Origin of the sequence: Mesorhizobium sp. M0340, assembly GCF_040321535.1 — a bacterium.
Lineage (GTDB): Bacteria > Pseudomonadota > Alphaproteobacteria > Rhizobiales > Rhizobiaceae > Mesorhizobium.
In genome coordinates this window covers 43,817-68,125 of sequence record NZ_JAMYRR010000002.1, presented here as the reverse complement: position 1 = coordinate 68,125, position 24,309 = coordinate 43,817, and the positions used below count along the sequence as shown (strand labels likewise).

The window sequence follows — 24,309 nt, the reverse complement described above, 5'->3', positions numbered from 1 at the left end:
GGGCGGGTTAAGTCGGGAAAAATCGAAATAAAGTGTATTCAACCGTTTGCGGAGCAGGCGCGGCCCGCGACAGCGCCAAAGCCGGAAATGAAAAACCCGCCTCGGCGGGCGGGTTGTTGGAGCCAATGAGCACCATAGCGAGATTAGTAGCATAGCTGCCGGCACAAAGCAAGAACAAAATACGCGTTGCCGCGCAATAATTGCTCGGTTGGCGCTGCCCCTCACCCTTACCCTCTCCCCGTGAAAGACGGTGCGAGGGGAGATCGCCGGCGTTGCGGCCAAGCCCCTTCTCGCCGTTCTCACGCGGAGAAGGGGCTTGGCAGCGGTTGAGGGCAGCGCCGAGTTCGACCGTTGCGACAACCCTCAGTCGTCCGCGTCCGGGTCGTCGGAGGCCGGCCGCCAGCTGATTGGCTCGATCTTCCTTTGCGTATGGCCGTCCGTATAGGCCCACCAGCCGGCATCGCTTTCGTCCCAGTCGCCGCCGGCCGCCTTCAGCCGGTCGAGCGAACGGTACTGCGCGATGCTCTCGTTCATCACGCCGTCGCTGTCCTGCCAGTAGACGGTGACCTTGGAACCGTCCTTGGGTGCCGTCTCGATTGGTTTTCGCGCAGCCATCTCAATTCCTCCCGGTGAAGCGAACGGAGGGCCGGGACAAGCGCCCTCGGTTGCTGGCCGATGGCCTTTATGAGAATTCGCTCCGGCGAGACATATGGCGTGGTTTTCGAGAACCGGAGCGCAGCGGACATTTGGGTCCGTGAGCACCGGAAGCGGAGAAAACTGCGCCAGATGGCCGCCGGAGTAGAATTATCATGAAGGCCATTAGCTGTGGGCGAAGATATCCTCCTCATCCCAGCCCATCAGGTCGAGTTTCGCACGCGTCGGCAGGAAGCGGAAGCAGGCATCGGCCTCCCTGGTCCGGTTGTCGCGCGCCAGACGCGCGCTCAGTACGTCGCGCAGCCGGTGCAGGTAGAGCACGTCGGAGGCGGCATATTCGAGCTGCTCAGGCGACAGCGTCTCGGCTGCCCAGTCGGATGATTGCTGCGCCTTCGACAGGCCGACCCCGAGAAGCTCGAAGCAGATGTCCTTCAACCCGTGCCGGTCGGTGTAGGTGCGCGTCAGCCGCGACGCGATCTTGGTGCAGAACACCGGCTCCGGCATGACGCCGAAGGCGTTGTAGAGCACGGCGAGATCGAAGCGGCCGTAATGAAAAAGCTTGGTGATGCTGCGGTTCTTGAGCAGGCTGACGAGGTTCGGCGCCTTCTTCTGGCCGGGCGCAATTTGGATGACGTCGGCCGAGCCGTCGCCCGGCGAGATCTGCACGACGCAGAGCCGGTCGCGATGCGGGTTCAGCCCTAGCGTCTCGGTGTCGATGGCGACCGCCCCGACATCGTAATGCAGCAGGCCGGGCAGATCGTTTTTGTGGAAACGTATGTCGCTCATCGTCTTCTCCGGTCGCGGCCCCGTGCAGCGATGCGCGACGGACCGTGCCCGTCCTTGCCGCGATCCGGCGAAAAATCAACAAAAACTTGAGTCTGGCGCAATTTCAGCGTGTCAGCGCCTCGAGAATGCGCGCCCAGGAGCGCTGGCCCTTGTGAAAGGAGCTCATCTCGTACTTCTCGTTCGGCGAGTGGATGCGGTCGTCGTCGAGGCCGAAACCGACCAGCAGCGATTCCATGCCGAGATAGGTCTGGAAATCGCCGACCACCGGGATCGAGCCGCCGCCGCCGGTTATTACCGCCGGCTTCGGCCATTCGTCCGACAGCGCCTGCTTGGCCTTGGCCAGGAAGGGCGAGTCGTAGGAAAGCTGGATTGCCGGCGAGCCGCCATGCGGATGAAATTCGACCGAGCAGTCCGCTGGCACGCGCTGCCTGGCAAATGCCTGGAAGGCGGCGCGGATTTTTTCCGGATCCTGTTTGTGGACCAGGCGGAAGGAGACTTTTGCCGAGGCTTGCGCGGCGATCACCGTCTTGAAGCCCTTGCCGGTATAGCCGCCGATAATGCCGTTGAACTCGGCCGTCGGTCGCGCCCAGGTGAGCTCGAGCACCGAGCGGCCCTTTTCGCCGGACGGAATCGACAGGCCGATCGGGCCGAGGAAGGTCTCGGCCGTCTCGCCGAGCGACAGCCACGATTGCAATATCTGCGACGGCGTTTCCTCGACGCCGTCATAAAAACCTGGAATGGTGACGTGACCATCGGCATCGTGGATGTCGGCCAGGATCTTTGCCAGGATGCGGATCGGATTGGCGGCCGCACCGCCATAGAGCCCGGAATGCAGGTCGCGGTCGGCGGCAGTCACCGTGATCTCCTCGCCGACCAGCCCGCGCAGCGAGACGCAGATCGACGGCGTATCGCGGTCCCACATGCCGGTGTCGCAGACCAGCGCGAAATCGGCCTTGAGCTCATCCGCATTCGCCTCGAGAAACGGCTTCAGCGACGGCGATCCGGACTCCTCCTCGCCCTCGAACAGTATTGTGATTCGGCACGGCAATCCGCCATGCACCTGCTTCCACGCGCGGCAGGCCTCGACGAAGGTCATCAGTTGGCCCTTGTCGTCGGCCGCGCCGCGGCCGGTGATCACCTTGTGGCCGGGCCCGATCTCCTTGACCGCCGGCGCGAACGGGTCGCTTTCCCACAGCTCGATCGGATCGACCGGCTGGACGTCGTAATGGCCGTAAAACAGCAGATGCGGCGCGCCCGCCGGCCCATCGTGATGCGCGACCACCATCGGATGCCCCGGCGTGTCGCGCAAGCTGGCGTCGAAGCCGATCAGCTTGAGCTCGGCGACCAGCCATTCGGCGGCCTTGCGGCAGTCGGCGGCGTAGTCCGGATCGGTGGAGATTGACTTGATGGCGAGCAGGCCGAACAGGCGTTCCAGGCTCTGGTCGAAGTTCTTGTCTAGGCGGTCGAGAACAGGGGAAACTGCGGACATCTGGCGGGCCTTTCGATTCTGGCGGCAAATCTAGAGCCCATGCGGCGAAACGGAAAGCCCGCGACCGTTGGGCCACAGCTTCCTATCCAACGGCAAAAAAATGCCGCCGTGGTGGAGGGGAACCACGGCGGCCTTTACTCGAAACGATGCGGCAGCCCGGAGAGGGGGGATAGGCTGCCGCAAGTGTCCGGCATAGGCGGGGGACGGGCCTTGCTCCGGACTTCGGCGAAAACTGCCGATGCGTTTTATCTGTGTCTGCGAACGTGGCGATTCAAGGGCACAAAAATTACACTTTTGTAACATAGGCGTGAGCGAACAAAGCTGCGGCCAAGCGCCAGGGCCGGCCAAGCTCGCACGCCATTTGTCAGGGTGTTGCCGGAACCCTTGGCGCAAGCCGCCTTTGGCATGGACCGCGGCGCTGCGCCGCGCTATCCCTCGTGCCATGAAAAAAGGCGATCATCTCTTCCTTGTCGACGGCTCCGGCTACATCTTCCGTGCCTATCACGCGCTCCCTCCGCTGTCCCGCAAGTCCGACGGGCTGCCGACCAGTGCCGTGCTCGGCTTCTGCAACATGGTCTGGAAGCTGACGCAGGACGCCCGCAACACCGATGTCGGCATCGTGCCGACGCATTTCGCCGTGATTTTCGACTATTCGTCGAAGACCTTCCGCAACGACCTCTACCCCGAATACAAGGCCAACCGCTCGGCGCCGCCGGAAGATTTGATCCCGCAATTCGGCCTGATCCGCCAGGCGACCAGGGCCTTCAACCTGCCTTGCCTCGAGACGGAAGGCTACGAGGCCGACGATTTGATCGCCACCTATTGCCGGCTTGCCTGCGAAGCCGGCGCCGACACCACCATCATCTCCTCCGACAAGGACCTGATGCAGCTGGTCGGCCCAACGGTTGCCATGTACGACCCGATGAAGGACCGCCAGATCGGCGTTTCCGAGGTGATCGAGAAATGGGGCGTGCCGCCGGAGAAGATGATCGACCTGCAGGCGCTGACCGGCGATTCGGTCGACAATGTGCCGGGCGTGCCCGGCATCGGGCCGAAGACGGCGGCGCAATTGCTCGAACAGTTCGGCGACCTCGACACGCTGCTCGCCCGCGCCGGCGAGATCAAGCAGGACAAGCGGCGGGAATCGATCATCGCCAATGCCGACAAGGCGCGCATTTCGCGTGACCTGGTGAGGCTGAAGAACGACGTCCCGGTGACCGAAGGGCTTGACGAGTTCGTGTTGCACGCGCCGGACGGCCCTAGGCTGATCGGCTTTCTCAAGACCATGGAATTTTCGACGCTGACCCGCCGCGTCGCCGAAGCGACCGGAACCGACGCGGGCGACGTTCCAGCCACCCCCGTCACCATAGAGCGTGCCGATACCGCGCACGGCCCCGATATGGGTTTTGGCCTGTCCGCCGCCGCCGAGAGCCCACCGCCGCCGGACGAAGCGGCGCTCGAAGCCCCCGCTGCAGCCAAGCAAGGCGACACCCCATCCCTGCTTTCGGCGCTTCGCCTGGAGGCTGCCACCACCCGCAAGATCGACACCAGCGCCTACGCCTGCATCCGCGATGCCGCGACGCTGAAGGTCTGGATCGCCGAGGCGATGGAGAGAGGCATCGTCGCCTTCGACGTTAAGGCCTCCTCGCCCGATCCGATGCGGGCCGAACTGATCGGCCTTGCCATGGCCGTCGCGCCTGGCCATGCCGCCTATGTGCCGCTTGCCCATAAAAACGGCAATGGCGACCTGCTCGGCGGCGGCGCGGTCGAAAACCAGATCCCGGTCCGCGACGCGCTGGCGTTGCTCAAGCCGCTGCTCGAGGACAAATCCGTCCTCAAGATCGTGCACGACATGAAATACCGCCTTGTCGTCATGAGCCGCCACGGCATCGAGATCGGCCCTTATGACGACACCATGCTGATCTCCTACGTGCTCGAGGCCGGCACCCACGGTGGCCACGGCCTGGAGGCGCTGGCCGATAAATGGCTCGGCCACGCGACCATTCCGCTGAAGGAACTGGCCGGTTCGGGAAGAAGCTTCGTCGGCCTCGATCAGGCCGACCTCGGCAAGGCGACGGCTTACGGCGCCGAGCACGCCGACGTCGCGCTCAGGCTCTGGCAGGTGCTGAAGCCACGGCTTGCCGCCAAGGGCCTGGTCTCGGTCTATGAACGGCTGGAACGGCCGCTGGTGCCGGTCTTGGCGCGGATGGAACAGCGCGGCATTTCGGTCGACCGGCAGATCCTGTCGCGGCTCTCCGGTGAACTGGCACAGGGTGCCGCACGGCTTGAGGACGAAATCTACCAGCTGGTCGGCGAACGCATCAACATCGGCTCGCCAAAACAGCTCGGCGACATCCTGTTCGGCAGGATGGGCCTGCCCGGCGGTTCCAAAACCAAGACCGGCCAGTGGTCGACCTCGGCGCAGCTTCTCGAAGACCTCGCCGCCGAAGGCCATGAATTGCCGCGCAAGATCGTCGACTGGCGCCAGCTGACGAAGCTGAAATCGACCTATACCGATGCGCTGCCCGGCTTCATCCATCCCGACACCAAGCGCGTCCACACCTCCTACGCGCTTGCCGCGACGACGACCGGGCGGCTGTCGTCCTCGGATCCCAATCTGCAGAACATTCCGGTCCGCACCGTCGAGGGCCGAAAGATCAGGACGGCCTTCATCGCCGACAAGGGCAACAAGCTGGTTTCCGCCGACTACAGCCAGATCGAGCTGCGCGTGCTCGCCCACGTCGCCGAAATCCCGCAGCTCAAGCAGGCCTTCGCCGACGGCGCCGACATCCACGCGATCACCGCGTCTGAAATGTTCAACGTGCCGGTCGAAGGCATGCCTTCGGAAGTGCGCCGCCGTGCCAAGGCGATCAATTTCGGCATCATCTACGGCATTTCCGCTTTTGGCCTCGCCAACCAGCTGTCGATCGCGCGCGAGGAAGCCGGCGACTACATCAAGAAATATTTCGAGCGTTTCCCCGGCATCCGCGACTATATCGATGCGACCAAGGCCTATGCCCGCGAGCACGGCTATGTCGAAACCATTTTCGGCCGCCGCATCCACTATCCGGAAATCAGATCGTCAAATCCTTCGGTCCGTGCCTTCAACGAGCGCGCCTCGATCAACGCCCGCCTGCAGGGCACCGCGGCCGACATCATCCGCCGCGCCATGATCCGCATGGACGATGCCCTGGAAAAAGCCAGGCTTTCCGCGCGCATGCTGCTGCAGGTGCATGACGAGCTGGTCTTCGAGACCGTCGAAGCCGAGGTCGAGGCGACGATCCCGGTCGTCTGCCACGTCATGGAGAACGCCGCCATGCCGGCGGTGTCGATGTCGGTGCCGCTGCACGTCGACGCCCGCGCCGCCGACAACTGGGAAGAGGCGCATTAGCGTGCGGACGTCCGCGGCCGACCAATTGTAATCTGTAGCGATCTTTCGCGCCCCCTCTGTCCTGCCGACATCAAAAGGTCGCCACCGCTATGTTTCGGCCTAACCGGCCTTCAAGCCGCCTCGGCCAAACACTTCGCACATGTCCCACGAAACTCGATCACCGCCTTCTTGGCGGCGAAGCCGGTCGAGCGCACCCATTCGTCGAGCCGGTGGCCGACATCGTGGTCGGAGAACTCGGTTACCTGGCCGCAGCTGTCGCAGATGGCAAACGCAGTCATCGAATGGCTGTGGTCGTGCGGCTCGGCACAGGCGACGAAGGAATTGAGGCTTTCGAGCCTGTGCACGAAGCCGGATTTCACCAGCGTGTCGAGCGCCCGGTAGACCTGCAGCGGCGCGCGAAAACCGCGTTCGCGCAGTTGGTCGAGCAACGTATAGGCGCTGAGCGGTCCGCTGGCGGCCTCGAGTTTCTCGAGCACGCAAAGCTGGTTCTTCGTCAGTACATCCCTTGCCGCCATGATCCCGTTCCAAGCCGCTCCGTGCCGATCGCTGCCATTAGGCATGCAATCCGGCCTCTTCCACTGAGATAGCGACGAACTGCCTTTTTTGCTACTGTTTGTATTCGCAGCCGATGGTCGGCCGGCCGGCGACGCCATATTCAAAATACTGACATCCTCGGCCAGGCTGGCCGTGCTTGGAAATTCGATCGGGCTTGGGGAAGCAATCATGATCAAAGTGACGCGGCGGACGCTGCTAGCCGGCACGTCCGCGCTGGCCGCTGCCGGCCTGGTGCCGTTTCGGGCATTCGCAGCGGCGCGCACCTACCATGCGCTGCTTGTTGCCTGCACCGATTATCCGAACCTGCCGAAGAAGAACTGGCTGATCGGACCGAAGAACGATGCCGGCCTGGTGCGCGATTACCTCCTGAAGTACACGCCCGCGCCGGTGAAGTTTTCAGCCGAAAACGTCGCGCTGCTCGCCAAGGATGTCGAAGGCGCCAACGGACCGCCGACACATGCGGCGATCAAGGCAGCACTCGCCGACCTTGCCGCCAGGGTCCAGCGTGACGATTTCGTCTACCTGCATTTGTCCGGTCACGGCGCGCAGCAGCCGGCGGCGAACGAGGGCGACGAGACGGACGGCCTCGACGAGATTTTCTTGCCGTCCGACATCGACAAATGGGTCAACCGCGAGCAGGGCGTGCCCAATGCGCTGGTAGACAACGAGATCGGCACCGCGCTTGACGCTATCCGCGACAAGGGCGCCTTTATCTGGGCCGTATTCGACTGCTGCCATTCCGGCACTGCGACGCGCGCCGCCGAGGTCGACGACGAGCTGGAACGCAAGGTCGAGTTCGCCGATCTGGTCGGCGGCGACGACGCTGCCAGGGCGGCTGCGGTGAAAGCCTATGACGGGATTGCGTGGGCCGCGCCGCGCGGCTTTGACGAGGACGGGAAGCGCAAGCCGGCCTTCAAGCTGACGCCGACCGGCGCCGAGCCGACCACCAAGGGCAAATTGGTCGCCTTCTACGCGGCGCAGACGGTGGAGACGACGCCCGAGATGCCGCTGCCCAAGGGCGCGGCCGATGCGCCGCGTTTCGGGCTGTTCACCTTCACAATCCTGTCGAAACTGGCCGAGAACCCCAACATCACCTACCGCCAGCTCGGCCAGGCCGTGCTGCAGCAATATTCGGCGGACGGCCGCACCCGGCCGACGCCGCTGTTCGAAGGGGAACTCGACGCCCGCGTCTTCGGCACCGACAAGACAGACGCGGTCATGCAATGGCCGATCGTCATCGAGAACGACAAAGCCACGATCGGCGCCGGACTGCTGCATCGGCTCACCCCTGGCAGCAGGCTCGCAATATTGCCCTCGGCGCTGTCGCCGCTGTCCGACGCGCTTGGCTATCTCCAGGTACAGTCGGCGAAAAACCTGGAAAGCCGGGTCAAGCCGGTCGAGTTCGGTGGCAAGCCGGCGCTCAAGCTGGCCGACATCCCCGCCAATGCCTATGCCCGGCTCGCCGAGCTCGCCGTCGACTACAAGCTCGTGATTGCGCGGCCGGCGGCGACCAAAGGCCTCGAGAAAGAGGCCGCGCTGGCGAACTCGGTTCTCGACGATCTGGCGGCCAGGGAGAACTCAGGCTTCCACATCGCGCTGGTCGAGCCGGGCAAGAGCGCCGATCTGCGTCTCGCCGTGCTGCGCGAGAATGCAATCGCCGGCGCCGCCGAAGATGCCACCGACGCGCCGGCACTGTGGTTCCTACCGGCTTCGGGCGACATGACGCTCAAGGGCGGCAGCAAGCCGCCGCTGATCGTCATTCATCCGGACGGCCGCGAAAAGTTGGTCGATGCCGCGGCCAAGAACCTGACGAAAATCTTCCGCGCCATCGGCCTGTCGCGGCTGGCCGCCGCTTCCGATTATCGGCCGGAAGAGGTCAGCGTCGACTTCCGGATCAAGCGTTTTGACAGCGACACGCTGCAGCCGATCGAACCGTCGACGGTGCCGCGTGTTTCGCCCGACGATCAGGTCCACGTGCTGGCCAGGAATGGTTCGACCAACCTGGTCGACATCAACGTGCTCTATGTCGGCTCCGACTATTCCATCCAGCATTTTCTTGCCGAGCGCCTGACCGAAGGCGCCGTGCTCGAGGAAGGCCTGTTCAAATTCACCGACACCAGCTTCGGCATGGAGCGGATGATCGCCGTCTTGACCGAAGCACCGCCGCAGAGCGAGAAGCAGGATCTGAGTTTCCTGGCGCAAGAGGGCGTTGTCTCTGTAACGCGCGGACTTGGACAACCAAACTTCTCCGATATGCTGGCCGATATCGGCATGGCGCCGGCGACGCGTTCGGCCATGCGGCTCACCGACGACAAGGGGTCGAAGGGCGCCGTGATGATTTTCCCGATGGAGACGGTGCCGCGCGCCTGAGGCGGGGTCAGGTGCCCGGCCGGGCCTCTTGCCTAATCGGCTGATAATGAACATTCTTCGACCGCTGCTGTCGGCGGCCGAACGGAACGGATGAGGGCGTTCGTGAACAGGATCGTATTTTCGTGGCGCGCAACAACCGCCGGTCTTGTCGCCGGGCTGCTGCTGGCCGCCAATGCTTCGGCGGACGAGGCTTGCGGCCTCTGCGCCAGGGAGGTCGTCATCAATTCCGAACTGGCGAGCTGCTTTCTCGACCAGTACGACCAGATCGCCAAATCCGGCAACGCCGCCGTCATCGTCGATCTCAGCAGCTGCACCTCACGCGGCGTGGTCGAACCATTGCCGTCGCCGGGCAAGGCGCAGGTGGCGCCTGACGTGCAGTTCATCGTTTCGCGGGCGCAGCTGGATTGCCTGAAGAAGAAGCTGGAGACGCCGGGCATCGTGCTCGACCCGTCCGCCACCATAGAACTGGACAGCTGCGGATGACGAAAGCGGAGGGCAACGCAACGCAGCAGGCAGTGACGGCGCCGGTGCCGCAAAAGAAGCCGGTGTCGCTGCCGGAAACCGTCGAAGGCCTGCCGTGGGTGAGCAATCACGAGGTCAAGAAGGAGGCGAACCCGTTCACCGATCGCGACTGGCGCATGCTCGTCTATGCCTGGTCCGGATTGCTGGTGCGCCTGGCGATCATCTTCACCTTGATCTTTTCGGTCTACCAGTTCTTGGCGAACCAGGAGCAGAAGCGCGTCGAGCAAACGATGTCGCTGGTCGAGCTCTGGGAAAGCAAGGATTACCAGCAGGCGCAACGGGCCCTCAAGCAACGCCTGGCGGCGCTCAACGCCAAATACGGGAATCTGCTCAGTGCCACTCCGACGCCGACCGAGGAACAGGTGTTCAGACAGCGCATCGGCATCGAAGCGATGAGCGCAACCGGCGGCGACATGCCGCTCGCCGAGTTCAGCGACAATTTCGACCGCATCGTCTATTTCCTCAACCGCCTTTCCTCCTGCGTCGAAGGCGGGCTGTGCTCGCGTGAGGTCGCCGACTCCTATTTCCGCGACTATGCCGCTTCCTTCTGGAGCTATTTTGCCGGCTATATCGACAAGGAGCGCAAGGCCGGGTCACCGACTTTCGCCCAGCCGATCGAGAACTATGTCCGCCAGGCGCCACCCTCAGACCAGCCCAGATAATCCCCGAAAAATGCGAAGCCGGCGACGGAAATGCTCCGCCGCCGCCTTTGATTGGAGCATTTTTGCAGCCGAGTGTGACTACACTTGGCGTCGCAGAAATGCAGCTGAATAGATAACCCGCCCCGATGATCGCGGCGGGAACTCTGCAGGCCTATTTGTACAGGCTGTTGATCCACTGGACGTTGATGGCGTTCAGACGCACGGCGGTGTTGGCATCCGGGCTCTCGGCCACGTTCACGCCGGTGATGACGCGCTGCTTGGAGCCATTGTCATAGGCGTAGACCGAGCTGCCGCTCGATCCCGGATAAGTGTCGCAGTCATACTGGAAATACTCGATGGCGATGTGTTCGGCGAGCACTTCGCAGGTCGCCTTCCACATCGTGCCCATCGGCTTGTCGCCGGGATAGCCGACGATGTTGGCGGTGAAGTCGCCGAGATCCACATAATTGGCATAGCCCAGCCAGCCGAGGTTGGTGCCGACATCCTGCTTCAAGGTGACGATGCCGAGATCCCATGGCACGACCGAGCCGTAAAAGCCCTGATAATTGTCGATGAAGCCCTGGACGATATAGGCGCTTTCATAGGTGAAGGCGCCGAACGGTGCGTCGTCGGCAGTCTTGCCGTTGAGAGCCGGCACGAACAGGATATCGTCCAGCCAGGCCTTGTCTTCGTGGCTGTAGAGACAGTGCGCCGCGGTGAGCACCGTGCGCGGGCCGATCAGCGTCGCCGAGCAGCTGCCATAGCTGCCGCTCTTCGATTTGCCTTCGAGGTAGCCGATCGCGGTGAACGGGTAGGTTTTGGTATTCTTGATCTGCTCCCGGTCGTCCGTCCCGAACACCTGGCGGCCGGCCTCTTCGCCTCCGCTCAGCCCGGAATTCTCGGACTTCTGTCCCTCGGCGGGCGCGTTCATTTCCTTGATGACAAGGTCCTTCAGCGTCTCGTTCGGATCGATCTTGATGTCCTTGCCATCGGCGGAGCGGCCGACGATGCCATAGGATTTGACGGCCGTTGCTTCGTCGGTGAGCGGCGCGGCACGGTTGGCCTCGTCCTCTGTCAGTTTCGGCGGGGCGATCGGTTTCGCCCGGCCAGGCTTGTAATCGCCCGATGTCACGTCACGCATGCTTTCGCCGTTGCCGGCATTGGCGGAACCTGGCTCGGCAGCCAAGGCAGGAACCGCCCACATTGCGGTGGAAAGCAACGCAGACGCAATAATGCACTGTGTCAGTTTTGTCATGGTGAGACTCTCCCAAAAGTCAGCAAGGACTGGATCAAGATATAGAAATATTGTCGAGATCGTGGTGGCGCCGAAAAATGAATTTGGTTGCCGGCGCCTTTACCAGGCCATTATTCAGTGCAGCCAGTTTAGGTCCCCGCCAAAAATGGCCGCAACGGTATACTGCCTAAAATAATCCAACATTGGCAACGACAAATTGCTTCCACATAGCCCGTGGGGGTTATAGATTTGGGCGGGTTTGGCTCGACACCACGATTTAGCAAAAGTGGTACTCGGTTTTGTGACGGATCACGCTCCACATCGGCGCATGATCGGCTCACCGGTCGGTTCCCCTCTCAGTGGATCCCGCGTCTAGGCTGATCTGTCGGAACATCGTCTCAGGGGGCTCGAGGTGAAGATCATCCTTAGGTTCAGACCGATTGCTGCAGCCTCGCTGCTTGCCATCGCGGCGGCCTTGCCGGTCGTCAATTCCGTTCATGCCACGGACGCGGCCGCCCGGCCGGAGGCGGCGATCTCGCCGATGAAACGCGTGGCCGAGGCCAGGGCAAAAGCCAAGGCGGAGAACCCCGGCGGCGCCGATCGCGTCTACGGCGGCAAAGAGGCTGAGAAGGGCGCCTATCCGTTCCAGGTGGCGTTGCTGACCACCGGCAAACTGGACGAAAGTCCGGCCTCGCAGGCGAATGCGCAGTTCTGCGGCGGCAGCCTGATCGCGCCGCAATGGGTGCTGACGGCGGCGCACTGCCTCAACGACGACGGCGAGCCGATTTCGCCTGACGTGGTCACCGTGCTCACCGGCGCCACCGATCTCAGCGAGGGCAAGCGCTACAAGGCGGTAGAAATCATCGTCAACGAGGGCTACAGCGAGCAGACGCTGGACAACGATCTCGGCCTGATCCGGCTGGCCGAGCCGGCCGATGCCCCGGCCATCAAGATTGCCCGTGAGCCGACCCCCGACGCCGGCAAGACCACGGTCACCGGCTGGGGCAAGATGCAGGACGGAACATTTCCCACCGCGCTGATGGTTGCCGACCTGGACCTCCAGCCGAACGCAACCTGCAACAACGGCATCAAGGCGATTTATGCGCGTGATTTGAAGGCTGCGCTCGGCGAGCTCGCCCGCCGCATGCGTTACTCGGAAAGGAGCATCGAGGCGGCCGCCAATGCAATTGCTGCTGATATGGCCGATCCGCTGACCGGCAACATGATCTGCGCCGGCACCGCCAGCGGCGAGCGCGACGCCTGCAATGGCGACAGCGGCGGACCGCTGTTCATGACCGGCGCCGATGGTCCGGTGCAGGTTGGCGTCGTCAGCTGGGGCGAAGGTCCGGCCGACGGCAGCACCGCCTGCGGCCACAAGAACGCCTACGGCATCTACACGCGGCTGGCCAATTACACCGGCTGGATCGAGGAGAAGATGAAGACGGCAGCGCCTGCACCCGCAGCGTCCAAAGCCCTCGGCACGGCCCAGAAGCCAGACACACCCTGACCGGCGTCATTTGCTGAATGACGGGGGGAGCAATCCCGCCGTTTCTGCCCGGAACCTTAGGTTGGGACTAGAACCAGCGATCGCGGCGCTGGTCTGTGGCGGCCAAGGTGAGGCCCAGTAGCGCCCCTAGGGCCGCTCCGAGTATGAATGCGGACGATACTGTGCCGGGATTCTCCTGGACGACCCCGGACACCGTCTGCGCCCTGTTGCGCAGCGCTTGTGCCGTCCGCGAGGCGCGCTCGGCAGCGCTGTCATACCAATCGCCGGCGTCTTCGATCGCCTCTTCCGCGCGTTCGGCCAAGGTCCGATTGATCTTGCTGATCTCGCGCTTCAGCTGCGCGACCTGCTTCTCCAGGGCTTCCTGAGCTTCACGTTGAGTCATCTTCGGTGTTGCGGATTCGTTCGGTTCGTCGGCCATGGTAATCTCCTTTGCTCAGGTTCGGCTCAACGGCCGGCCCGCTATCTAGGTTCCTCCGCAAAACGCATCTGTCCGGTGTTTGTTCGATGAGAGACCGGGTTTTGTCCGGCATGTGTGCGAAATCGGCCTGAACATAGGATCGTTCCGGCGCTCCCCGCGTTGGTGAAAACGCCACAAGGGAGGAACCGTCATGGACAACGATCGGCATGAAAAGATTCGGCAGCGAGCCTATGAAATCTGGATCCGCGAGGGCCGCCCGGATGGCGCGCATGAGCGTCATTGGCAGCAGGCGAAGCAAGAGCTTGGCTATGATGAGACGACGACCGGTCAGGCTGATGATGACGCGGCCGAGCACGGTCCCACTGGAACGATCGCCAGTTCCGACGTTCTGACGGTCGAGGCACTGGCGATGCGCACCGGGATAACCGGTGATCAGGCGCAAGAGTTGATCGACAGGCTTGGCAACGACAGGGCGACGCTCGAGCAAGCCGCGCGGAACATCAAGGCAGCCGAAAGTTAGAGCCTGTTTGAGGAGAAATCTCCAACGTGCCTCTGGATTCATCGCACGCTCTTAGCGGCGCTCGACACCCTTTGCCGCCAGCATGTCGTCAACGGCTGCCGACATCAGAAATTCCGACAGCTGCCCGGCAGCTTCTGCGTTCGTTGAACCGGCACTGATGCCAATGGCGAAGTCGACGTAACTTTGGAGTTCTGCCGGAAACCGACCGACAAGCACGACCTCGGGAGCGGCCGCGAAAATCGAAGTCACGGGAACGACCCCCAACTCGGCTTCCCCACGGCCCACGGCTTGCGCTGTCTGCCCTCCTGGTATGGCCACCAGCTTGGGCTTCACCTCATCCGCTATCCCCAAACGTTCCAGCAAGCCGGAGAAGTAGCCACCGCTGGTTCCTTCACTGGCGTAGGCGATCGATCTGGCGCTCTTCAACGCCTGTTCGAATGCTTCCACGGACGCGATATCGAGCGGTCGACTGCCTGCCTTGGCTGCCACCCCCATTGCTATCCGGCCAAACGCCACCTGGCTCCCCGCCTTGACCTTTCCCGAGGCAGTCAGATCCTGAACCAGGTCCGGATTGGTGATGACGAGGTCAAAAGCTTCCCCAGCTTCAATCTGCTTCTTTACTGTCGGATTGAGCTCCCACCTGACCGCAACCGTGAATCCTGTGGCCGTTTCGAACTGGGGTATGAGGGCTAGGATGGCGGGGCGGACCGCAATAGCGCCAAAAAGCCGGGTTTCCTGATTCATCGCCTAATCCCGAATCGGTCTAAACGACTTCCTTACAATGCGCATTTAGCCTTCATTCCACGGCTGCCCGGCCATTCTATGCTCAGCGTCGCGGAAGCCGTCGCTGTTTGGCGACCGGATGCGGTCGTCGCCTACTTCCTCGGCGGCCCCTTGCGCTCGGCCGATGCCGCCCAGAGGTTGATGTCCGACTCGCGGGCAAAGGTGTCGATCTCGGCGAGCTCGGCATCGCTGAAGTCGAGCGCCTTCAGCGCCCCGACACAATCCTCGACCTGTTCCGGCCGGCTGGCGCCGATCAGCGCCGATGTGACCCTGCCCCTGCGCAGCACCCAGGCCAGCGCCATCTGCGCCAGCGTCTGGCCGCGACGACGGGCGATGACGTTCAGCGCCTCGATATTGGCGATCGATTTGTCGTTGATGAATGCCGGGCGCAGCGACTTGCCCTGGCTGGCGCGGCTGCCATCGGGGATGCCGCCGAGATATTTGTCGGTCAGCATGCCTTGCGCCAGCGGCGAGAACACGATCGAGCCGACGCCAAGCCCCTCCAGCGTATCGAGCAGGCCATCATCCTCGACCCAGCGGTTGAGCATCGAATAGCTCGGCTGATGGATCACGCAAGGCGTGCCGAGCTGCTTCAAAATGTCGGCGGCCTCGCGGGTGCGCTGCGAATTATAGGAGGAAATGCCGGCATAGAGCGCTTTGCCCGAGCGCACCGCGTGATCGAGTGCGCCCATCGTCTCTTCCAGCGGGGTGTCGGGGTCGAAGCGGTGCGAATAGAAGATGTCGACATAGTCGAGCCCCATCCGCTTCAGGCTCTGGTCGAGGCTGGCCAGCACATATTTGCGGCCGCCCCATTCGCCATAGGGCCCTGCCCACATTTCGTAGCCTGCCTTGGTCGAGATGATCAGCTCGTCGCGATAACCGGCAAAGTCCGTCCGCAAGATCTCGCCGAACGCCCGCTCCGCCGAGCCGGGCGGCGGGCCGTAATTGTTGGCGAGATCGAAATGCGTGATGCCCAGATCGAAGGCCCTGCGCGTGATCGCCTGTTTGGTCCTATGCGGCGTGTCGTCGCCGAAATTGTGCCACAGCCCAAGCGAGATCGCCGGCAGCTTCAGGCCGGACCGCCCGCAGCGATTGTAGACCATCTTTTCGTAGCGGTTTTCGGCGGGAACATAGGGCATGGGAAATCCTCATATCGAAACGAGCCGACAGCTGCCGCCGCGATGACGGGCAAGTCGAGTCCGGCCCACCCTTAGCCTCTCCCCGCGCAAACGGGGAGAGGCTTTTCGCGGTGCTTGGGAGGTGCGCCGCCTACTTGGTTTTCTTCTTCGCCAGCAGCTCCTTCGCCGCCTTGACGCCGAGTGCCGCGGGCCGTTCGCAGCTGGTCTGCATGGCGACGAACTTTCCCGTTTCGCCGGAACGCAACAGGCCGGTCATAACGTCGACGGCATGCAGCGCCAGTTCCATCGAGCAGCGGTGCGGCCTGCCTTCCCTGATCGCGATCGCCATGTCGGCCAAACCGGCGGTGCGGTAGTTGGCCATCATGCCTTGCGAATGCACCTCGTTGGGCACGCCGAACGGATGCGGCCATTTCGGCAGCTTCTTCACCGGCTTGGCGGCTTCGGTGTAGCGCACCTCGCCGCCGAAGAAGTTCGGATCCGGCACGAACACCGTGCCCGCCTCGCCGTAGAGCTCCATCGGCGCGTGGCCGTGGCTCCAGACATCCCAGCTGGTGTTGAGCGTCACCACGGCGCCGTTCTCGAATTCCAGCACGCCATGGATCGTCGTCGGCGTGGAGACCGGTATCTTTTCGCCGGCGCGCGGCTTCGAGCTGATGATGCGTTCCGTCATCGGGATCGAAGCGAAGGCGGCGACCCGCTTCACCGGCCCGATCAGCTGGATCAGGTTGGTGATGTAATAGGGTCCGATGTCGAGCACCGGCCCGGCGCCCGGCTGGAAGAAGAAGTCCGGATTGGGGTGCCAATGCTCCATGCCATGGCTCATCACATGACAGGTGCCGCTGGTGACCTTGCCGAGCCTGCCGGTGTCGATCAGGTCGCGGACAAGCTGGTGCGAGCCACCAAGGAAGGTGTCGGGGGCAGAGCCGATGCGCAGCCCCTTGTTTTCCGCCCGTTTCTTCAGGTCGAGCCCTTCCTTGACCGACAGCACGAAAGGCTTCTCCGAATAGACGTGCTTGCCGGCGTCGAGGATCTGCTTCGACACCTCGTAATGCACCGCCGGAATGGTCAGGTTGACGATGATGTCGATATCGTCGGCCTTGAGCAGCCCCTCGACAGTCTCGGCGCGCAGCTTGAACTCTTTTGCCCGCGCTTTCGCCGCCTCCATGTTGATGTCGGCGCAGGCGCGCATTTCGATGCCGCGAAACAGCGGTGCCAGCGAGAAATACGCCTTCGAGATGTTGCCGCAGCCAATGACGCCGATGCCAAGTTTTGTTGCCATGCTGATGTGCTCCTAATAGGTCTTGGCGGCTGCGATCGAGCGGCGGGCGAAGCGCTCGATGTCGTTGGGATTGTCCTGTTCCATGACGTAGTATTTCGCAGCGCTTTTGGCGCGCAGCGCCTTGATCAGGCCGGGCCAGTCGATGGTGCCGTGGCCGACGTCGGACCAGCCGTCCTCGTCGAGGCCCTCGCCCGGCTTGGCCATGTCCTTGACGTGGACGGCAACGATGCGCTTGCCGTGCTTCTCGATCCAGGGCAGCGGATCGACGCCGCCGCGCACCACCCAGGCGACGTCCATCTCCCAGCCGATGTCGGGCGCCGAGGACAGGATGTGGTCCTGCGGCACCGAGCCGTCGGCAAGCGCCTTGAACTCGAAGTCATGATTGTGCCAGGCAAAACCATAGCCGGCTTTCCTGGCCGTCTCGCCGACCTTGGCCAGGCGTTCGCCGAAGCCGCGCCAGCCGGCCGCGTCGGCCGGCCTGAACTCGGCGTTCAGGAAGGGGCAGATGAGCAGCGTGATGCCGAGCGCATCGGCCGTCCTGCGCACGCCGTCGAAATCCTTCTCGAGCGCGTCGATCGAGAAATGCCCGGTCGGCATGGCAAGGCCGTTCTTGTCGAGCTCGGCACGGAACGCCTTGGGATCGTCATAGACGCCACCGAACCCTTCGACTTGGCTGTAACCAAGCTCGCCCAGCATTTTGAGCACGCCCTCCCAGGGCTGGAAATTACGCGCGCTGTAAAGTTGGAATGACCAGTTCATCGTCTCTGTCCGTTTCTTGGGGATGGTTAGTCTTGGGGGGAAATGGAAAAGTCTTGGGAGGCTAAATCAGGCTCTAGAGGCGGTTACCTGTGGCAGCGTCGAACAGCGAGGCGCGCATCGGGTCGAAACCGATGCCGACCGCCTCGGCGTTGTTTGGCGTACGCTCGGCTGTCACCCGTACCGTGAAATTCTGGCCGGCGAGCTTCAGCCAGACCAGCGTGTCGGAACCCATGGGCTCGACGACCTCGACATTTGCGGTGGCTGCGAACGGCCATCCCGTGCCACTGTTGAACGCCACGTGCTCGGGGCGGATGCCGAACACGACCGGCCCCGGCACCGGGTCCTTTTCGAAAGCATAGGTGGCAAGCGGTATCCGCACATCCTCGGCGACAAAGTGCCAGTCGCCGTCCGCCTGCTCCAGCCTGCCGTCGAGGAAATTCATTGCCGGCGAGCCGAGGAAGCCGGCGACAAACCGGTTGACCGGCCGGTTATAGATGGTCTGCGGCGCATCGAGCTGCTGGATGACGCCGCCCTTCATCACCGCGATGCGGTCGGCCAGCGTCATCGCCTCGATCTGGTCGTGGGTGACGTAGATCATAGTATTCTCGAGCTTGCGATGCAGCAGCTTGATCTCGACGCGCAATTCCGCGCGCAGCTTGGCGTCGAGGTTGGAGAGCGGCTCGTCGAACAGAAAGACATCGACGTCGCGCACAAGTGCGCGCCCGATCGCCACACGCTGACGCTGGCCGCCGGACAGGGCCGCTGGCTTGCGATGCAAAAGTGGTTCGATCTGCAGGATCTCGGCGGCCCGGGCGATGCGCTTGGCAATCTCGTCCTTGGCGAGGCCGGCAACGCGCAGCCCAAACGACAGGTTCTTCTCCACCGTCATCTGCGGATAGAGCGCGTAGGACTGGAACACCATGCCGATGCCGCGATCCTTGGGCTCTTCCCAGGTGACGTTCTTGCCCTTGATGAAGATGCGGCCTTCGGAAACGTCGAGCAGCCCGGCAATGCAGTTGAGCAAGGTCGACTTGCCGCAGCCGGACGGGCCGAGCAGCACGATGAACTCGCCTTCGGCGACATCGAGATTCAGCGTCTGCAGCACCGATATCGCGCCGAAATTCAGCGACAGGTTCTGGATCGAGACGCTGGTGCCGTTTGTCCCTTTGCTGCCGTTTGCCGCAATGCTGCCGTTTGCGTTCATCGCCATCATCCTTTCACCGCGCCGGCGGCGATGCCGCGCACAAACAATTTTCCGGACAGGAAATAGACGATCAGCGGCACCAGGCCGGTCAGGATGGTGGCTGCCATGTTGACGTTGTATTCCTTCACGCCTTGCACCGAGTTGACGATGTTGTTGAGCTGCACCGTCATCGGATAGGTGTCGGGGCGGGTGTAGACGACGCCGAACAGGAAGTCGTTCCAGATGCCGGTCACCTGCAGGATGATGGCGACGACGAAGATCGGCAGCGACATCGGCAGCATGATGCGGAAATAAATGCCCCAGAAGCCGGCGCCGTCGACACGCGCTGCCCGGAACAGCTCCTCCGGCATGGAGGTAAAGTAGTTGCGGAACAACAGCGTGAGGATCGGCATGCCGAAGATGGAATGGACGATCACCAGGCCGCTGAGGCTGCCGTAGAGGCCGACTTCGCGCAGGATGATGACGATCGGATAAATCATCACCTGATAAGGGATGAAGGCGCCGACGATCAGGATGATGAAGAAAGTGTCGGCGCCTTTGAAGCGCCAGTTGGCAAGCGCATAACCGTTCACCGAGGCGAGCGCGATCGACAGGATCACCGACGGGATGGTGATACGCACCGAATTCCAGAAGCCACGCGACAGCCCGTCGCAGTTGAGCCCGGTGCAGGCGCTCGACCAGGCCTTGACCCAGGGCTCGAAGGTGATTTCCATTGGCGGCGAGAAGATGTTGCCGAGGCGTATCTCGGGCATGCCTTTGAGCGATGTCACCACCATCACGTAGAGCGGCAAAAGATAGTAGAGCGCCACTACGATCAGCGTGCCGTACAGGAAGATGTTACGGCGCGAGAATGTGTGGCGCGGCTTCGGCCCGCTCGGCCCGTAGCCTTCCAGCCCGCCGGCGCCGGCAATGGCGGACAATGAAACGGGATGGTCAGACACGCTTCTTGCCTCCGAACTCGAGATAGGCCCACGGCACGATGACGATGATCACCGACAGCAGCATCATCGTCGAGGCGGCGAATCCCTGGCCGAGGTTCTGGGCGAAGAACATGTAATCATAGACATATTTGGCCGGGACTTCGGAGGCGATGCCGGGCCCGCCGCTGGTCTGGGCGACGACAAGGTCGTAGACGCGAACGATGTTGGAGGCGACGATGACCAGCGTGGTGATGAAGACCGGCCGCATCATCGGTATGATGATGAACAGATAGGTCTTCCAGGTCGGTATCCCGTCGACCCGCGCGGCCTTCCAGATATCCTCGTCGATGCCGCGCAGGCCGGCCAGCATCAGGCACATTATGAGCCCGGTGCCTTGCCAGAGGGCGGCGATCAATATGCCGTAGATGACGATGCTGGAATCATAGAGCGGATTGAAGCTGAAGCTCGTCCAGCCGAGGCTGCGCACCACTGCCTGGACACCAAATTCGGGGTTGAGCAGCCACTGCCAGACCAGACCGGTGACGATGAAGGACAGGGCGAAAGGATAGAGGAAAATGGTCCGGAACGTGTCCTCGAACCGGATCTTCTGGTCGAGCAGGGCTGCAAGAAGGAAGCCGATGACCAGCGAGAACACCAGCGACAGCACGCCGTAGATCAGCAGGTTCTCGATCGAGATCAGCCAGCGCGGCGTCGCCCACAGCCGATAGTACTGGTCGAGACCGACAAAGTGCAGCCGCGGCAGCAGCTTGGAATTTGTGAAGGAATACAGCACCGTCCAGAGGGTGCCGCCGACAAAAATCACCAGCGCGGTGAAAATCATCGGGATCGAAGCGACTTTCGCATTGAGGTTGCGAAAGAGTTGGCTAGGGCGTTCGCTCTTGCTCATCTGCACAGCCGCGCTGGATCGGGTAAGGGCCGGAGGGTCAAGAGGCCTTGACCCTAGCTCCCGACCCTGCGTTCGCAGGGGCGGGAGTGAGGCGGTTGGTCGATCGCTCAATCGGCCGAACCGACAATGGCGGCGAAGCGCTTCTGCGCATCTTCCACGGTCATGTCCTGCTTGGCGAAGAACTCGGAGAACAGATCCTCCTTCTGCTTCTGCGTATCCTGCGAAAGCAGCTGGTCGGTCCAGGGCATGACATTGCCCTTGGCGAGAATTTCGAGCCCCTTTTTCATGCAGTCGTTCGCCGCCTTGAGGTCGACGTCGCCGCGCACCGGCAGCGAACCTTTCTTGAGATTGAAGGCGACCTGCGTCTTGGGATCGAGCAGCGTGTGGGCCAGCACTTCCTGTGCCTTCGATTTTTCGGGATCCTTCAGCAGCGGAAAGTAGAAAGCGTCGCCGCCGGTGGCGATGACCTCGTTGAGACCGAGGCCCGGAAGGCAAGTATAGTCCTTGCCGGCGGTCTGGCCGGCAACCTGGAACTCGCCTTGCGCCCAGTCACCCATGATCTGGCCGCCCGCCTTGCCGGTGATGACCAGATTGGTGGCCTGGTTCCAGTCCTGCACATTGGTGTTCTTCGCCATCTTGCGGGCGTCGTCCGCGGCCTTGAAGACCTTGGCGACTTCGGGCCCGGCGGCGAATTCGGCGTCCTTGTCCTTGTAGACCTTGAGGAAGGCGTCGGTGCCGCCGACCGCCGCAAGCAGCACGTCGAAAGCGCCGGAGGCCTGCCAGGGCTGGCCGCCGACCGCAAGCGGCTGGATGCCTGCCTTTTCCAGCGCGGGCGCCGCAGCGACATATTCATTCCAGTTCTTCGGCACCGGCACGCCGGCCTTTTTGAAGGCGGCGTTCGACAGCCACAGCCACTGCCAGGAGTGGATATTGACCGGCACGCAATAGATCTTGCCGTCGAGGGTACAGCCGTCGAGCAGGCTCTTCGGCTGCACGATTTCCGTCCACTTTTCCTTGGTGGCGAGATCGGTGAGGTCGCGCATCAGCCCGGCCTGCACCAATTCTTCAGCCTGCCGGCCGTGATTGAACTGGGTCGCGCCCATCGGGTCGCCGCCGGTGATGCGGCTGATCATGATCGGCCGCGCCGTGCCGCCGGAACCGGCGATGGCGCCGTCCACCCAATGATTGCCGGTTGCGTCGAAAGCCTTGGCGAGTTCGGCGACCGCTGCCGCCTCGCCGCCGGAGGTCCACCAATGGGTGACTTCCAGATCCGTCGCGGCCGCCGGGCCGGCAAATTGCAGCGCGACCGTCGCTGCCAGCGCAGCAGTCATGAGTTGGTATCGCATTTCGTTCCTCCCAGAATCTGAAACGTTACAGATTTTCGATACGGCAATTGCTTGAGGCGCGCAACCCCTCAGGCGAAGGTGGCATCAAGTTTTTTCGAAGCACGAATAAAATCGCGCGGCTCGCTGGCCTACCGGATCGCAACCAGAGTGGTTGCACTGCAAAATGCAATGCTGCGACGCCAAAAAATCGGAAAAGCCCGTTCCAATCGCTGTTTTGGGCCGATTGCAGCGCCGCTCGTTCCGCACCTGTCACCAGTGATGTGGCAATGGTCGTGACAATCTGTAACGTTTCAGTATATAGCGGTTTCATTCGGTGAAGGCCCGCGGCGAACCCGCGGCCGGCCGATTGCCGGGCGGTTCGGCAACTGTTATGCGCCTGACGGGGCGGGACGAATGAACAGGCATCAAAAAGAGAAGGCCGACGACGCGTCGGGCCAGGGCCGGCCGACGCTGAAGACGCTCGCCTTCATGACCGGGCTAGGCGTCACCACCGTGTCGCGCGCGCTGAAGGACGCCCCCGAGATAGGCGCCGAGACCAGGCGTCGCGTTCAGCTTGTCGCCAAGCAGATCGGCTATCGGCCCAACCGTGCCGGCGTCCGCCTGCGCACCGGCAAGACCAATGTCATCAGCCTGGTGCTCAACACCGAGCACGAGATCATGAGCTTCGTCTCGGACATCATCTACGGCGTTTCGGAAGTGATCGCCGACACACCCTATCATTTGATCGTGACGCCCTATTCGCGCTCCCAGGATCCGCTCGACCCGATCCGTTACCTCGTGGAAACCGGTTCAGCCGACGGCGTCATCATTTCGCGCACGCAGCCGAACGATCCGAGGGCCCGTTATATGCTGGAGCGCGGCATCCCCTTTGCCACGCATGGCCGCACCGACATGGGGCTGATCCATCCCTATCATGATTTCGACAATTACGCTTTCGCAGCCGAGGCGGTGCGCCATCTGGCCGGCCTCGGCCGCCGCCGGCTGGCTCTGTTGGCGCCGCCGGTCGAGCTGACCTATCACGGCCACACGCTCGCCGGCTTTGCCGATGCGCTGAGCGAGGTCGGCGCCAGCGAGATCCCGTTCAACACCGTTTCGATCGATCATTCGATCGAGCAGATCAGAATGCGGACGGCGCAGCTGATGCGCCGCGAAAACCGCCCGGACGGTTTCATCAGCAGCGCCGCCGCCGCGACGCTCGCCATCGTCGCCGGCATCGAAGACGCCGGCCTCAAGCTCGGCCGCGATGTCGATGTGGTATCCAAACAATCGTCGGAGCTTCTGCACCTGTTTCGCAGCGAATTGCTGGTCGTCAACGAGAACTTCCGGCTGGCCGGCGCCGAACTCGCCCGCTCGGTGCTGGGCTGGATCGGCGGCGCCGCACCCGGCACCCTGCAGAGCCTGAGCGAACCGGGCGAAGTCCAGGCCTATCGCCGCCCGGCGTGAGCGGGACATGTTCAAAGTGAACTGGCACCCGGCTCCAATGCGCGCTGCTGACTGCCTTGGGGCCGGAAGCAGACTGGCCGATTCTAGGCTGGAACACGCGAAAACCGAACATTCAGGCCATCACGTCCATCGCGGCGGACGAACAGTCCGCTTGGGTGACTCCGGGCGGTTCATTTCCCTTTAACTCGATAACTCGCTCAAGGGATGGGTACGGCTCATGAAGTCTCATCTCAAGGGTTGGACCTGGCTACCTTGTTACAAATAGTCACCGTCAACTCCGATGTTACATCGCTCGCTGAGACAGCTGGTCATGTCACTTCAGGGTGTACCCTGAAGTGGTTCGCAATGGCGGCGCCCGCCCGCCCGGATATTTCAAAGTGAGAAGGAGATCCATGCGCATGACGAATGATCAGTACAGGTCGCGGACGCGTACGAATGGGCC

General features: G+C 62.7%; 21 protein-coding genes. 7 read left to right on the top strand and 14 right to left on the bottom strand.

Features of this window, described 5'->3' with window-relative positions; translation table 11 throughout:
* Window positions 1–363 precede the first annotated feature (363 nt).
* The 3 genes from NKI79_RS03015 to NKI79_RS03005 form a co-directional block, all read right to left on the bottom strand.
* Window positions 364–615 carry a hypothetical protein gene (locus tag NKI79_RS03015; protein ID WP_352448348.1) on the bottom strand — a complete coding sequence of 84 codons (252 nt, stop codon included), beginning with the start codon at window positions 613–615 and terminating at the stop codon, window positions 364–366.
* 204 nt (window positions 616–819) lie between these two features.
* Window positions 820–1,440, bottom strand: a complete 621-nt coding sequence (locus NKI79_RS03010) for a ribonuclease D (protein WP_023675237.1) — start codon at window positions 1,438–1,440, stop codon at window positions 820–822.
* Window positions 1,441–1,543: 103 nt separating this feature from the next.
* Entirely contained in the window at window positions 1,544–2,929 is a 1,386-nt protein-coding gene (locus tag NKI79_RS03005) for a M20/M25/M40 family metallo-hydrolase (RefSeq protein ID WP_352799780.1), read from the bottom strand.
* A gap of 442 nt (window positions 2,930–3,371) precedes the next feature.
* On the opposite strand from NKI79_RS03005, the gene polA reads away from it, so the two are divergent.
* Complete coding sequence (polA, locus tag NKI79_RS03000) at window positions 3,372–6,320, top strand: DNA polymerase I (RefSeq protein WP_352799778.1); 2,949 nt, start codon at window positions 3,372–3,374, stop codon at window positions 6,318–6,320.
* Between the two features lie 110 nt (window positions 6,321–6,430).
* Here the strand turns inward: polA and NKI79_RS02995 are convergent, their stop codons facing one another.
* Window positions 6,431–6,835, bottom strand: a complete 405-nt coding sequence (locus NKI79_RS02995) for a Fur family transcriptional regulator (RefSeq protein WP_023721937.1) — start codon at window positions 6,833–6,835, stop codon at window positions 6,431–6,433.
* 208 nt (window positions 6,836–7,043) lie between these two features.
* On the opposite strand from NKI79_RS02995, the gene NKI79_RS02990 reads away from it, so the two are divergent.
* From NKI79_RS02990 to NKI79_RS02980, 3 genes are all read left to right on the top strand, one after another.
* Window positions 7,044–9,245 (top strand): caspase family protein, encoded by a 2,202-nt coding sequence (locus tag NKI79_RS02990; RefSeq protein ID WP_352799776.1) that lies wholly within the window; start codon window positions 7,044–7,046, stop codon window positions 9,243–9,245.
* 102 nt (window positions 9,246–9,347) lie between these two features.
* Window positions 9,348–9,728 carry a hypothetical protein gene (locus NKI79_RS02985; RefSeq protein ID WP_352476386.1) on the top strand — a complete coding sequence of 127 codons (381 nt, stop codon included), beginning with the start codon at window positions 9,348–9,350 and terminating at the stop codon, window positions 9,726–9,728.
* Window positions 9,725–10,429 (top strand): DUF4760 domain-containing protein, encoded by a 705-nt coding sequence (locus tag NKI79_RS02980; protein WP_352476385.1) that lies wholly within the window; start codon window positions 9,725–9,727, stop codon window positions 10,427–10,429. Before NKI79_RS02985 ends, NKI79_RS02980 begins: the two co-directional genes overlap by 4 nt.
* A 151-nt stretch (window positions 10,430–10,580) precedes the next feature.
* Here NKI79_RS02980 and NKI79_RS02975 read toward each other — a convergent pair whose 3' ends face one another.
* On the bottom strand, window positions 10,581–11,663 hold the full coding sequence (locus NKI79_RS02975; RefSeq protein WP_352476384.1) for a trypsin-like serine peptidase: 1,083 nt from the start codon (window positions 11,661–11,663) through the stop codon (window positions 10,581–10,583).
* 391 nt (window positions 11,664–12,054) lie between these two features.
* Here NKI79_RS02975 and NKI79_RS02970 point away from each other — a divergent pair, with 391 nt between their 5' ends.
* Window positions 12,055–13,149 carry a S1 family serine peptidase gene (locus tag NKI79_RS02970; RefSeq protein ID WP_352476383.1) on the top strand — a complete coding sequence of 365 codons (1,095 nt, stop codon included), beginning with the start codon at window positions 12,055–12,057 and terminating at the stop codon, window positions 13,147–13,149.
* 67 nt (window positions 13,150–13,216) lie between these two features.
* Here the strand turns inward: NKI79_RS02970 and NKI79_RS02965 are convergent, their stop codons facing one another.
* On the bottom strand, window positions 13,217–13,567 hold the full coding sequence (locus tag NKI79_RS02965; protein ID WP_352476382.1) for a hypothetical protein: 351 nt from the start codon (window positions 13,565–13,567) through the stop codon (window positions 13,217–13,219).
* 190 nt (window positions 13,568–13,757) lie between these two features.
* Here NKI79_RS02965 and NKI79_RS02960 point away from each other — a divergent pair, with 190 nt between their 5' ends.
* Complete coding sequence (locus tag NKI79_RS02960; RefSeq protein ID WP_352476381.1) at window positions 13,758–14,087, top strand: DUF2934 domain-containing protein; 330 nt, start codon at window positions 13,758–13,760, stop codon at window positions 14,085–14,087.
* A gap of 51 nt (window positions 14,088–14,138) precedes the next feature.
* Here the strand turns inward: NKI79_RS02960 and NKI79_RS02955 are convergent, their stop codons facing one another.
* The 8 genes from NKI79_RS02955 to NKI79_RS02920 all read right to left on the bottom strand — a co-directional run bounded on the left by NKI79_RS02955 (window position 14,139) and on the right by NKI79_RS02920 (window position 22,424).
* Window positions 14,139–14,831 carry a molybdate ABC transporter substrate-binding protein gene (locus tag NKI79_RS02955; protein ID WP_352799772.1) on the bottom strand — a complete coding sequence of 231 codons (693 nt, stop codon included), beginning with the start codon at window positions 14,829–14,831 and terminating at the stop codon, window positions 14,139–14,141.
* Between the two features lie 131 nt (window positions 14,832–14,962).
* Window positions 14,963–16,009 (bottom strand): L-glyceraldehyde 3-phosphate reductase, encoded by a 1,047-nt coding sequence (mgrA, locus tag NKI79_RS02950; RefSeq protein WP_352506631.1) that lies wholly within the window; start codon window positions 16,007–16,009, stop codon window positions 14,963–14,965.
* Window positions 16,010–16,139: 130 nt separating this feature from the next.
* Window positions 16,140–17,288 carry a Gfo/Idh/MocA family protein gene (locus NKI79_RS02945; protein WP_352799770.1) on the bottom strand — a complete coding sequence of 383 codons (1,149 nt, stop codon included), beginning with the start codon at window positions 17,286–17,288 and terminating at the stop codon, window positions 16,140–16,142.
* Window positions 17,289–17,300: 12 nt separating this feature from the next.
* Window positions 17,301–18,047, bottom strand: a complete 747-nt coding sequence (locus tag NKI79_RS02940; RefSeq protein ID WP_352799768.1) for a sugar phosphate isomerase/epimerase family protein — start codon at window positions 18,045–18,047, stop codon at window positions 17,301–17,303.
* Window positions 18,048–18,120: 73 nt separating this feature from the next.
* The gene (locus NKI79_RS02935; RefSeq protein ID WP_352799767.1) at window positions 18,121–19,251 is read right to left on the bottom strand and encodes an ABC transporter ATP-binding protein; all 1,131 of its coding nucleotides are present in this window, start codon (window positions 19,249–19,251) and stop codon (window positions 18,121–18,123) included.
* A 5-nt stretch (window positions 19,252–19,256) separates the two neighbouring features.
* Entirely contained in the window at window positions 19,257–20,192 is a 936-nt protein-coding gene (locus tag NKI79_RS02930; RefSeq protein WP_352799765.1) for a carbohydrate ABC transporter permease, read from the bottom strand.
* The gene (locus NKI79_RS02925; protein ID WP_352476374.1) at window positions 20,185–21,078 is read right to left on the bottom strand and encodes a carbohydrate ABC transporter permease; all 894 of its coding nucleotides are present in this window, start codon (window positions 21,076–21,078) and stop codon (window positions 20,185–20,187) included. Before NKI79_RS02925 ends, NKI79_RS02930 begins: the two co-directional genes overlap by 8 nt.
* Before the next feature lie 107 nt (window positions 21,079–21,185).
* Window positions 21,186–22,424, bottom strand: a complete 1,239-nt coding sequence (locus NKI79_RS02920; protein ID WP_352506635.1) for an ABC transporter substrate-binding protein — start codon at window positions 22,422–22,424, stop codon at window positions 21,186–21,188.
* A gap of 393 nt (window positions 22,425–22,817) precedes the next feature.
* Here NKI79_RS02920 and NKI79_RS02915 point away from each other — a divergent pair, with 393 nt between their 5' ends.
* The gene (locus tag NKI79_RS02915; RefSeq protein WP_352799763.1) at window positions 22,818–23,867 is read left to right on the top strand and encodes a LacI family transcriptional regulator; all 1,050 of its coding nucleotides are present in this window, start codon (window positions 22,818–22,820) and stop codon (window positions 23,865–23,867) included.
* The last annotated feature ends 442 nt before the right edge of the window (window positions 23,868–24,309 follow it).

Excerpts from the sequence above, each read along its gene's own strand:
- NKI79_RS03015 (WP_352448348.1), bottom strand. The coding sequence starts at position 615 with ATGGCTGCGCGAAAACCAATCGAGACGGCACCCAAGGACGGTTCCAAG.
- NKI79_RS03010 (WP_023675237.1), bottom strand. The coding sequence starts at position 1,440 with ATGAGCGACATACGTTTCCACAAAAACGATCTGCCCGGCCTGCTGCAT.
- NKI79_RS03005 (WP_352799780.1), bottom strand. The coding sequence starts at position 2,929 with ATGTCCGCAGTTTCCCCTGTTCTCGACCGCCTAGACAAGAACTTCGAC.
- polA (WP_352799778.1), top strand. The coding sequence starts at position 3,372 with ATGAAAAAAGGCGATCATCTCTTCCTTGTCGACGGCTCCGGCTACATC.
- NKI79_RS02995 (WP_023721937.1), bottom strand. The coding sequence starts at position 6,835 with ATGGCGGCAAGGGATGTACTGACGAAGAACCAGCTTTGCGTGCTCGAG.
- NKI79_RS02990 (WP_352799776.1), top strand. The coding sequence starts at position 7,044 with ATGATCAAAGTGACGCGGCGGACGCTGCTAGCCGGCACGTCCGCGCTG.
- NKI79_RS02980 (WP_352476385.1), top strand. The coding sequence starts at position 9,725 with ATGACGAAAGCGGAGGGCAACGCAACGCAGCAGGCAGTGACGGCGCCG.
- NKI79_RS02975 (WP_352476384.1), bottom strand. The coding sequence starts at position 11,663 with ATGACAAAACTGACACAGTGCATTATTGCGTCTGCGTTGCTTTCCACC.
- NKI79_RS02965 (WP_352476382.1), bottom strand. The coding sequence starts at position 13,567 with ATGGCCGACGAACCGAACGAATCCGCAACACCGAAGATGACTCAACGT.
- NKI79_RS02960 (WP_352476381.1), top strand. The coding sequence starts at position 13,758 with ATGGACAACGATCGGCATGAAAAGATTCGGCAGCGAGCCTATGAAATC.
- NKI79_RS02955 (WP_352799772.1), bottom strand. The coding sequence starts at position 14,831 with ATGAATCAGGAAACCCGGCTTTTTGGCGCTATTGCGGTCCGCCCCGCC.
- mgrA (WP_352506631.1), bottom strand. The coding sequence starts at position 16,009 with ATGCCCTATGTTCCCGCCGAAAACCGCTACGAAAAGATGGTCTACAAT.
- NKI79_RS02945 (WP_352799770.1), bottom strand. The coding sequence starts at position 17,288 with ATGGCAACAAAACTTGGCATCGGCGTCATTGGCTGCGGCAACATCTCG.
- NKI79_RS02940 (WP_352799768.1), bottom strand. The coding sequence starts at position 18,047 with ATGAACTGGTCATTCCAACTTTACAGCGCGCGTAATTTCCAGCCCTGG.
- NKI79_RS02935 (WP_352799767.1), bottom strand. The coding sequence starts at position 19,251 with ATGAACGCAAACGGCAGCATTGCGGCAAACGGCAGCAAAGGGACAAAC.
- NKI79_RS02925 (WP_352476374.1), bottom strand. The coding sequence starts at position 21,078 with ATGAGCAAGAGCGAACGCCCTAGCCAACTCTTTCGCAACCTCAATGCG.
- NKI79_RS02920 (WP_352506635.1), bottom strand. The coding sequence starts at position 22,424 with ATGCGATACCAACTCATGACTGCTGCGCTGGCAGCGACGGTCGCGCTG.
- NKI79_RS02915 (WP_352799763.1), top strand. The coding sequence starts at position 22,818 with ATGAACAGGCATCAAAAAGAGAAGGCCGACGACGCGTCGGGCCAGGGC.